General features: G+C 72.2%; 9 protein-coding genes. 6 read left to right on the top strand and 3 right to left on the bottom strand.

Annotation, left to right across the window (positions count from 1 at the left end):
* Positions 1–567: 567 nt before the first annotated feature.
* The 4 genes from NBZ85_RS21885 (at position 568) to pth (ending at position 3,407) form a co-directional block, all read left to right on the top strand.
* Positions 568–1,350: a DUF6286 domain-containing protein gene (locus NBZ85_RS21885; RefSeq protein WP_261559065.1), complete on the top strand. Its 783-nt coding sequence runs from the start codon at positions 568–570 to the stop codon at positions 1,348–1,350.
* The gene (locus NBZ85_RS21880; protein WP_261559066.1) at positions 1,347–1,940 is read left to right on the top strand and encodes an Asp23/Gls24 family envelope stress response protein; all 594 of its coding nucleotides are present in this window, start codon (positions 1,347–1,349) and stop codon (positions 1,938–1,940) included. The genes NBZ85_RS21885 and NBZ85_RS21880 overlap by 4 nt, the downstream gene beginning before the upstream one ends.
* Positions 1,941–2,120: 180 nt before the next feature.
* A complete protein-coding gene (locus tag NBZ85_RS21875) occupies positions 2,121–2,744 on the top strand; it encodes a 50S ribosomal protein L25/general stress protein Ctc (RefSeq protein ID WP_261559073.1) in 624 nt (207 codons plus the stop codon).
* A gap of 69 nt (positions 2,745–2,813) precedes the next feature.
* Positions 2,814–3,407: an aminoacyl-tRNA hydrolase gene (gene pth / locus NBZ85_RS21870; protein WP_261559075.1), complete on the top strand. Its 594-nt coding sequence runs from the start codon at positions 2,814–2,816 to the stop codon at positions 3,405–3,407.
* Positions 3,408–3,423: 16 nt separating this feature from the next.
* Here the strand turns inward: pth and NBZ85_RS21865 are convergent, their stop codons facing one another.
* Positions 3,424–4,626 carry a glycosyltransferase gene (locus tag NBZ85_RS21865; protein WP_261559076.1) on the bottom strand — a complete coding sequence of 401 codons (1,203 nt, stop codon included), beginning with the start codon at positions 4,624–4,626 and terminating at the stop codon, positions 3,424–3,426.
* A gap of 345 nt (positions 4,627–4,971) precedes the next feature.
* Between NBZ85_RS21865 and NBZ85_RS21860 the strand changes: the two genes are divergently transcribed.
* Together NBZ85_RS21860 and NBZ85_RS21855 are read left to right on the top strand one after the other, a co-directional pair.
* A complete protein-coding gene (locus tag NBZ85_RS21860) occupies positions 4,972–6,222 on the top strand; it encodes a glycosyltransferase family 2 protein (RefSeq protein WP_261559078.1) in 1,251 nt (416 codons plus the stop codon).
* Positions 6,223–6,313: 91 nt separating this feature from the next.
* A complete protein-coding gene (locus NBZ85_RS21855; RefSeq protein ID WP_261559079.1) occupies positions 6,314–7,225 on the top strand; it encodes a glycosyltransferase in 912 nt (303 codons plus the stop codon).
* Here NBZ85_RS21855 and tyrS read toward each other — a convergent pair.
* Positions 7,222–8,511: a tyrosine--tRNA ligase gene (tyrS, locus tag NBZ85_RS21850; protein ID WP_261560614.1), complete on the bottom strand. Its 1,290-nt coding sequence runs from the start codon at positions 8,509–8,511 to the stop codon at positions 7,222–7,224. The two genes, NBZ85_RS21855 and tyrS, sit on opposite strands and share 4 nt — an antisense overlap.
* A 9-nt stretch (positions 8,512–8,520) precedes the next feature.
* Positions 8,521–9,690, bottom strand: a 1,170-nt coding sequence (locus NBZ85_RS21845; protein ID WP_261562512.1) for a S8 family serine peptidase, incomplete at its 5' end; no start/stop codon positions are given.

The following is a 9,690-nucleotide window of genomic DNA, read 5'->3' as shown; positions in this document are numbered from 1 at the left end:
GTCTGGCTCCCGCCCGGCACCCGGCGCCCCAACTCCCTCCTCCCGTGCGCCCCAGCCGGTTGCGCTGGGAATTGCTGGAGCCTGATGACGGTCACGGGCCGGCGAACCGTGATTAACCTCCAGCATCCGCTGACCGCTATATGACCAGGATCGGCATCACCCGATCTGTATGAGGTTTATGTGAGCAGTGGGGCGCGGAAGTGAGTCGAAGGATGGCGTGGGTTGCGGCCGGAGGGCCGCACACACTCCGAGGACGGCGACCACGCTGCCCGTCCGGGATGTTCGCCGGCGGAAGCGTTCGTCGTCGACGGCACTCAGCCGAAGGAGATCCCAGCCGTCAAACAGCAGGGGCCCCGCTGTCCGGGTCCCCCTGGCATCCCTTGATCGAGGTCAGATACGCACCCGCGGTGATCCCGACGGTTCGTCCGCGGTGTCGGGATCGGCCCCTTCCGCCGCCTCCGAGCTCGTTTCACCTCCCGGCAAGGCGGAGAGACGGGACGGGAAGAAGCGGTGTCTGTTCGTACGCAACTGGGCACGAGTAGTGGGCAGGGATTAACGTGACGGGGGGTGGACATCGTGCGGATGGGACGCCGGATCGTCTCGGGACTGCTCGCCGCATTGGTCGCGGTTGCCGGTGTCATCGCCGTCATCGAGATCGTCGCTGCCGCCGCTGGCGGCGGGTACATCCTGATCGACCAGCGAAGCTGGGCGGACTACCTGAGTGACACCGCCTGGTCGGCGGGGCCGGTGTTGCTGGCCGCCGGGTTCGTCGCGCTGGTCGGGTTGCTGTTGATAGGGACTGCGTTCCGGCGCGGCACGCCCGCTCGGCTGCGTACCCGCTGGGACTGCCCGCGGGTCGGGGTCTTCGTCAACCGGCGCGGGCTGGCCCGGGACCTGCGGGCCACGGCACTCGCCGTCGATGGGGTGGAGCGGGCCCGGGTCCGGGTGGACCGGCGGGCCGCGGATGTCCGGCTGCGCCTGCGTCCCCGCACCGTGATCGGTGCGTCGCAACGGGTCGGCGCCGTGCTGCGCGAGGAACTCGACGCCTTCTCGTTGGCCGAGCCGCCTGACCTGATCGTCCGGGCCACCACGCCGTCGGCCGGTCGCCGGCACGAACTGGCTGGTGGCGACGGGCCGGCTAGGCATGATGGCCCGGCTGGTCGGGGCGGTCCGGGCGGGTACGCCGGGCCTTCCGAGGGTGCCGGTCGGACCGAGCCCGGTGGTCTGGTCGGCTCCGGTGGTCCGGTCGAGCCCGGTGGTCCGGTCGAGCCCGGTGGTCCGGTCGAGCCCGGTGGTCCGGTCGGCTCCAGAGTGGGTGCCGCGACTAGGCGGGGAGGCGGGGAGGCGTGACCGGGCTCGGGCCGCGCACGCCGTCGACCGACCGGCGCAACCAGGTTGTCCTCGCCGCGCTGGGTCTGCTGTTCACCGCGGTCGGCGTGGTCGCGCTGCTCGTCGGGGTCGGCGTGTTCGGAGACGACCGGGCGGACCGACCGGTGCTCGACCCGGACGCCCGTGATTTCGCCGCGGACCACGGCTGGTTCTGGCTGGTTGCCGGGGTCGCCTGTGGGCTGATCGCCCTGCTGGCGCTGGTCTGGTTGGCGCAGCAGTTCCGCACCGACAGGTCCCACGGGCTTGATGTGACCCACGATGAGCTCGGCGACGTGCACCTGCCGGCGACCGCGCTGACCGACGCCGTCGAGGACGACGTGGCCGGGATAACGGGCGTCAGGGGGGCGCGGGTCGAGCTGCGGGGCCGGCAGGAACCGTCGTTGGAGATCGCGGTGCGGGTGGCGCGGGGCACCGATGTGCCCGGCATGCTCGGCCAGGTGTGCGGCCCCGTGCTGGAACGGGCCCGGCGGGCGCTCGGGCGCCCCGACCTGCCAGCTCAGGTGAATGTCACGGCCGTCGGCGGGGTTCGTCGCGGGCCCGACGTCCGCTGACGCCGCGGTCCCGGCCGGGACCGGCGCCGCCGTGACGGCCCGCGTCCGCGCAGGGGCTTGACAGACCGGGGTGGTCGTCCGCCTTCCGCGAAGCGTCCGGTACTGTGAAGGACCGCGCCGCGGTGGTTCTCCCGCCCTCCGGCGATGGAATCCCATGTTCTGGAAAGGATGAGCGCCGCCATGTCCGAGGTCCGCATCGCCGCGGAGCCGCGCACCGAGTTTGGCAAGGGCGGTGCTCGTCGCACCCGCCGCGCCGGCAAGGTTCCCGCTGTTCTCTACGGTCACGGCAAGCCGCCGCGCCACATCGCTCTGCCCGCACACGACCTGATGCACGCCTTCAAGACCGTCGCCGGTACGAACGTCCTGCTGACGCTCGAGCTTGCCGACGGCACCGAGCTCGCGCTCGCGAAGGACGTCCAGCGGCACCCGATCAGGGGCAGCTTCGAGCACATCGACCTGGTTCTGGTGAACCGGGGCGAGAAGGTCGTTGCCGACATCCCCGTGCAGGTCATCGGGGAGCCCCACCCCGACACACTGATCGACCAGCAGGTCACTTCGATTGCGTTGAAGGCCGACGCGTCGGAGCTGCCGAACGCCATCGAGGTGGACATCACCGGTCTGGAGCCGGGCACCGCCGTGTTCGCCCGCCAGCTCCCGCTGCCCGAGGGCGCCGAGCTCGACGCCGAGCCCGACCTGGTCGTCGTGCAGTGCCTGGCCAAGCGGACCGTCGCCCAGCAGGACGCGGAGCTCGGCGAGACCACGGAGGCGACCGAGGAGGCCGGCGTGGCGAGCGCGTCCGCCTGAGGCGGACGGCTCTCCCTGTCGAGCTCCTCGTCTCCCGTCACCTGCCGATGATCTGCAGATGAGCTGTCGATGACGAACGTGCCGACCGACGACGGGCCGTGGCTCGTCGTCGGACTGGGTAATCCGGGCCCGGATTACGCGGGTAACCGCCACAACGCCGGCTTCATGGTCGTCGACCTGCTCGCCGAGCGGGCCGGGTCGCGGCTGAAGTCGCACCGCTCCCGGGCGGACGTCGCCGAGGTCCGCCTCGCCGGCGCGCGTGCGGTCCTTGCCCGCCCGCTGTCCTTCATGAACCTCTCCGGTGGGCCCGTTTCGGCGGTGCGCACCTTCTACAAGGTCGATCCGGCCCGGGTCATCGTCGTGCATGACGAGCTGGACATCCCGTTCGGGGCGATCCGGCTCAAGCGCGGCGGCGGGGACAACGGCCACAACGGGCTGCGGTCGATCTCCTCTGCCCTCGGTACCCGCGATTACCTGCGGGTCCGGGTCGGCATCGGTCGCCCGCCGGGCCGAATGGACGCGGCCGACTTCGTGCTGCGGGACTTCGGCACGGCAGAGCGGCGCGAGCTGCCACTGTTGTTGGAGCATGCCGCCGACGCGGCTGAAATGCTCATCACCGACGGCCTGGAGCCCACGCAGAACCGCTTCCACGCCCTGCTCTGACGGGGGGCCCCGCCACTCAGGACGGCGTCAGGTGCTCCTGGATGCGGCCGATCAGCGCCGCGTGGTCGAGCTCGCGGCGGACGAAGGCCCGGCCGGCGAGGCCGATCTCGGCCGCTCGCCCCGGGTTGTCCAGCAGCTCGCACGCGGCGGCGGCGAAGGCGCTCGGCTCGTCGGCGACCAGCAGATCGACGCCGGGGGTCCAGCCCAGCCCGCGGCTGCCGGTCGGGGTGCTCACCACCGGAACACCGGTCGCCATCGCCTCGATGGCCTTGATGTTCACGCCGGAGCCGGAGCGCATCGGGTTCACCGACAACGTCGCCGCGGTGAGGTAACCGGCGACGCTGGGCACGTCGGTGTGCAGCTCGACGCCGTCGAAGCCGCCGAGCCACGCGGCCAGACCGTCCTCCGGGCGCCGCCCCACCACCTGGAAGGTCGACTTCGGATGGTTGGCCCGGATCGTCGGCCAGCATCCCCCGAGGAACCAGCGCAGCGCCTCGATGTTCGTCGGGGTGTCCAGCGAACCGACGAAGATCAGCCGCTGGTCGACGGCGGTGCCGGCCGCCGTGGCCGGTGTGGCGGAGGCAGTCGCCCGCAGCGCACCCACGGGCAGGAACGGCGGCAGGTGGAACGTGGGCACGCTCGCCCGGGTGCGCCGCCACTCGTGATCTTCCAGCGAGATGTCGGCGATGCAGGTGACCAGGGGCGAGTGGTGCATCGCCAGTTCGGCGAGGCGCAGCTTGTGGTACTCGAGCTCGTAGGCCACGGCCCGGGGGCCGGAGCTGCTGCGGGCCAGCACCCGGAAGAATTCCGAGTCGACGTTGTGCGCGCGCACCAGGTGCGGCAGCTTCCAGATTCGGGCGATCTCCTCGCCGAGATGTGACGACCGGCAGCTGTAACTGATCACCGCATCGGCCCGCGGGGGGGTGGACTCCAGGGCGCGCCGCAGCGGGCCGACCGGTCGGGAGGCGTGCATGAACGGCCTCGACGTCAGGTGGGCGCGCGGGCTGTCGTCCCGAGGCAGCCGGATCACCGCCGAGCCGGGAACCGCCTCCTCGTAGGCGGCGATGTCCAGATCCTCGCGCGAGGGAACCAGGATCTGCATCCGAATACCGGCCGCGGAGGCCGCAGTGAGGAAGCTGAATGTCTCCACCCGGCCGCCGGCGTCCGCCGGGAGAAACGGTTCCTCGACAACGACGATCCAGCGCGTGGAGTCGCTCACCGGTCCCACTCTAACGACCCGGGTTCACCCACATGGGGGAGGGTCCGCCCGGTCGCCCGGTGATGGAATCCAAGGCGTGGCCATACGGTCACGATGACATCGCATGCACGTGAATAAACCGGGCGGTTTCGTATGGCCGCCGAATGTCGATGCGTGGTTGTGGCCGCACAACGTCGCCGGGGCGACCGGGCCGTCGTGTCCCGGTTAGTGGTCCCCGCGGATCGGACGGCGGTGCAGGTCAGAGCCGCGCATCACGGCCGCGCAGCGTCATGGGGCCAATCGCGTGTTCCGACGGGCCCGGAGCCGTTCGCCGTGGCATGCCGGTGGAACGCTACGGTTACAGTCATGACAGGTGCCCGGACCATCGGTCGAGGAGCCGCCGTCGCGGCGCTCGGAGCCGTAACTGTTTACGGTCACGTTCTGTATCCGGTTTATATCGGACTGCGCAGCCGTGGCCTGGAACCGGCGACACCACCGGAGCCCGAGATCTGGCCGGGACTGAGTGTCGTCGTCTCCGCGTACCGGGAATCGGCGGTCATCGGGACGAAGCTGGATGAACTTGCCGGCACCGACTATCCCGGGCCGATGGAGGTCATCGTCGTCGCGGACGACCCGGAGACGGCCGAGGCGTCGCGCCGGACCGGCGTGCGGGTGCTGTCCTCCGGCGAGCGGTTGGGCAAGGCCCGCGCGGTCAACCGCGGCGTCGCCGCCGCCTCCCACGAGATCGTCGTGCTCACCGACGCCAACGCGGTGCTCGCACCCGGCGCGCTGCGTGCCGCCGCCCGCCACTTCACCGACGAGACTGTCGGCGCGGTCGCGGGTGAGAAGCAGGTCGACGACCCGGACGGCGCCCAGGGCTTCTACTGGAAGTTCGAGTCGTGGCTGAAGCGCTGCGAATCGGCGACGGGTGCGACGATCGGCGTCGTCGGCGAGATGCTGGCCTTCCGCCGCCAGGCGTTCCGGCCGCTGCCCGCCGACACGGCGGTCGACGACGCCTGGCTCGCCCTCGACATCCTCGAGGGCGGGTTGCGGGTCGTCTACGAGCCCGAGGCGTACTCGATCGAGTCGGCGGCCCCCGACTACACCGGTGAGTGGGAGCGGCGGACCCGGATCGTCGCCGGCAACCTGGACATGCTCTGGCGCCGCCGGGCGACGCTGGTGCCGGGAGCGTTGCCGGTCACCCCGCAGCTGTGGGGGCACCGGCTGGTCCGCTCGTCGTTCGGGCCGGTGGCGCATGTCGTCCTCGTCGCCATGGCCGTCCCCGCTGCTCGCCACAGCTGGGCCGCCCGGGTGTTCCTGGCCGGCAACGCCGCCGGCGCGGCGAGCACCGCCGCGCTGATGACCGGGCGGACACCGCCGGGGCCCAGCCGGCTGGTCGCGCAGGTCTTCTTCCTGCAGGCCGTCGCGCTCGGCGGGGTGCGCCGCTTCGCCGCCCGGGACCGCCCGGCCGTGTGGCCGAAGCCGGATCGCCAGCCGGTTGCCCCGCCGTCCGGCGCCGGTGCGCCGGACGGGGCCGACCCGGCGGGTTCGGCGGGTTCGACAGGTTCGACGGGCTCGGCCACCTCGTCCAGTGCGCTGACGTCGGCTGGCAGCTGAACCGAGGCCCGCAGGCAAGTACCGTCGGCAGCCGGGGCCGTACGGTGCATCGGAATCTCGCGTGAACACACGTAGTGAGGAGCGTGCCGCCGTGTCGGTCGACCAACCCAAGCGGTCCACGTGGCAGTACGAGCTCGTGCTGGTCAGCTATCACAGCCGGGAACAACTTGAGGAACTGTTCGCCACGCTGCCGCTGGACATGCCGGTGGTGGTCATCGACAACGCCAAGGGTGTCGACCGGGTCGACGAGCTGCTCGTGGATCGGCCGAACGCCCGCTATCTCGACTCCGGCGGCGGCAAGGGCTTCGCGAAGGCCGCGAACATGGGCATCCGATCGTCGAGGTACGACTACATCGTCCTCGGCAATCCGGACAGCCGGCCCACCGTCGACGTCATCGACGTGCTCGTCGACGACCTGCTCGCCGACCCGGAGCTGGTCACCAGCGCCGCGACGATGAAGGGCCACGACGACCGGCCCGAACTCGGCAACGGCGGCTGGGAGCCGACGCCGCGCCGCGTGCTGCTGCACGTCCTCGGCGCGCACAAGGTGGCGCCGACCTCGGCGCTGTTCGCGCGCCCGACCCCCGGCCGGCCGATGAACCCCGAGTGGCTGACCGGCGCCTGCATGGCCGTGCGCCGCTCCACGTTCCTCGAGCTGGGCGGCTTCGACGAGACGTTCTACGTCTACAACGAGGACATGGCGCTCGGCCGGGCGATCCGCGAGGCCGGCCTGCGCCAGAAGCTGCACACCGACCTGCTGGTGCCGCACGGCGCCGGCGGCAGCGGCGCGGGCAAGACCTGGATGCTCCAGATGCGCGGCGCGTCCATGGTCCGCTACCTGCGCAAGCACAATGCCCCGACCCGGGTGAACGTGATGCGCTCGATGCTCGTGGCCGGGTACGCCGGGCGCACGGTGCTCTCCCGCGCCCGCGGTAAGAAGGCGGTGGCCGACGAGCACGCTGCCTACATCAAGGGGCTGCTCGTCGGGCCGCCCGCCCCCTAGGTGAAACGGGCGACTCGCCACTCGCGACGCCCGCGGCGGACGAGGATCACCGAGCCGTGCAGCAGGTCCTTCTCGGTCACGGTGGCCACCGCGTCAACCCGGTCGCCGTTGACCAGCACGGCGCGGTTGCCGAGGTGCTCGCGGGCGTCGCGACGGCTGCTGGCCAGGCCGGTGGCGAGCAGAAGGTCGACGACGGGCCAGCCGCCGTCGGCCGCGAGCCGGGCCAGCGGCTCGGTGACCGTCGGCACGTCGGCGAACACGTCCGAGATCAGGTCCGCCCCGATCGCCTTCACATCGCCGCTGAACAGCGCCGCGGACGCCGCCTCGGCAGCGTCGACGGCGGGCTGGCCGTGCATGAGCGCGGTCATCTCCCGGGCGAGATGGCGCTGCAGCGCGCGGCGGCCCGGCGCCTCGGCATGCTCGGCGAACAGCCGCTCCAGCGGCTCGCGGTCGGTGAGCGAGAAGAACAGCGCGAACCGGCGCGCCTCCTCATCTGACAGGTTGATCAGAAACTGGTACAGCGTGTAGGGCGAGGTGCGGTCGGCCGTCAGCCACACCGCGCCCTTCTCCGACTTGCCGAACTTCGTGCCGTCCGCGCGCAGCAGCAGCGGGCAGGTCAGCCCGTGCACCTGGGTCCGCAGCACGCGGCGCACGTAGTCGATCCCGGCGACGATGTTGCCCCACTGGTCCGACGCTCCCATCTGGAGCGTGACGCCATGGTCCTCGCACAGCCGGCGGTAGTCGTACGCCTGCAACAGTGAGTAGCTGAACTCGGTGTAGGTCAGGCCGACGTCGGGGTCGTCGAGGCGGCGGCGGACCGAGTCCCGCCTGATCATCTCGGTGACGGGGAAGTGCTTGCCGACGTCTCGCAGGAACTCGATCATGCCGAGGCCGCCGAGCCAGTCGCCGTTGTCGACGAAGGTGGGGATCTCCTCGGCGGCCAACGCCCGCCCGAAGATCGTCTCCATGATCTCGCGGTGCCGCGTCACGTTGGCCCGCACGTCCTCGACGGTGAGCAGGGTGCGCTCGGCGGACTTGCCGGACGGGTCGCCGATCAGGCCGGTGCCGCCCCCGAACAGGGTGACGGCACCGAGCCCGGTCCGGGCGGCCCGGATCAGCAGCGTGATGGGCAGCAGGTTGCCGATGGTCAGCGACGGGGCGGTCGGGTCGAAACCGATGTAGCAGCGCCGCCTGCCACCGTCGAGGTGTTCCCGTAGCTCGGCGGGATCGGTGCTGTCGTGGATGAGTCCACGCCAGGACAGCTCGTCCAGGAGCGCGTGTGTCATGTGGCCATGTTAGGAGTGGCCGCGCGGCCCTCGGCCCGTCGTGGTTCGCCGGGCGGACAGCAGATGCGCGCCGACGCCGAACAGGCCGCCCAGCCAGACGGCAAGGGCCAGCCCACCGACCCAGGCCAGCGTGGCGCGGGCGACGCCGCGATGGCCCCCCGATCCGTGGCCGGCGGCGCTCCCGGTCGCCGGGCCGTCGCCACCGGCGGCCACCGCGGCGGTGCTGTCGCGGTCCTGGCCCGGCCCGGTGCCCGCGGCTCGCCCGCGGTCGGGGTCGGGGCCGGCGGCCGCGCTGGCGGCCGCGTCCGGGGGCGTGGCGGCGCGGTCCGCGTCGGCGGGTGGCTGGCCGGCCAGGCCCCAGCGGGTCGGGGCGGCCAGCAGAGGGTTGGCGCCGACGACCGGAACCGGCCGGGTCAGCGCCGCGGCGGGATCGACGATGCCGAAGCCGAACTCGACGTCACGGCCCGGCGGCCCGGCGTCCCGCGCGGTGTAGATGAGCCGCTCGATGACATTGGGCGCGTCCAGGTCGGGCCGGGCCGACCGGATGAGCGCGACCACACCCGAGACGATCGCGGCCGAGTTCGAGGTGCCGGAGCCGGTGTCCAGGCCGTCCGGGGAGACCCGGGTCGGCACGGGCGCCCGGATGCCCGGGGCCGGGGCGGCGATGACGGCCTGCGAGCCCAGGGACGAGCCCTGCCAGAAGTCGCCCCGCGCGGTCGAGCCGGTCACCGAGACGACGCCGGGGATGTTCGCCGGTGAGTTGATCTCGTGGTCGCCGGTCTCCACGTTGCCGGCGGAGGCGACCACGACCACGTCGTGCGCGAAGGCGTAGGCGACCGCCTCGCGCTCGTCGGGGGTCGCGGCCCCGCCCGCGCCGAGGGAGAGGTTGATGACGGTGGCGCCGAGGTCGACGGCCCGGTGGATGCCGCGGGCGACCTCCGCCGAGTCCGCCTCGGCACCGGTCGAGACGGGCAGGATCCGGGCGCCCGGAGCGATGCCGCGCACCTCCGGCCGGCCGTTGTCGTTGCGCCCCGCGATCAGGCCCGCCATCGCGGTGCCGTGGCCGTCGGGATCGTCGTCGCGACGCCCGTCGGGGGCCGCGTCCGGCCCGACGCCGGCGCCGGGTAGGACCTGGCCCTGCAGCTTGGGATGGTCGGCGTCCACCCCGCCGTCGATGAC

Source organism: Frankia tisae (genome assembly GCF_025403405.1).
GTDB lineage: Bacteria > Actinomycetota > Actinomycetes > Frankiales > Frankiaceae > Frankia > Frankia tisai.
The sequence above is the reverse complement of the archived record's forward strand: the minus strand, read 5'-3'. Positions and strand labels throughout refer to the sequence as shown.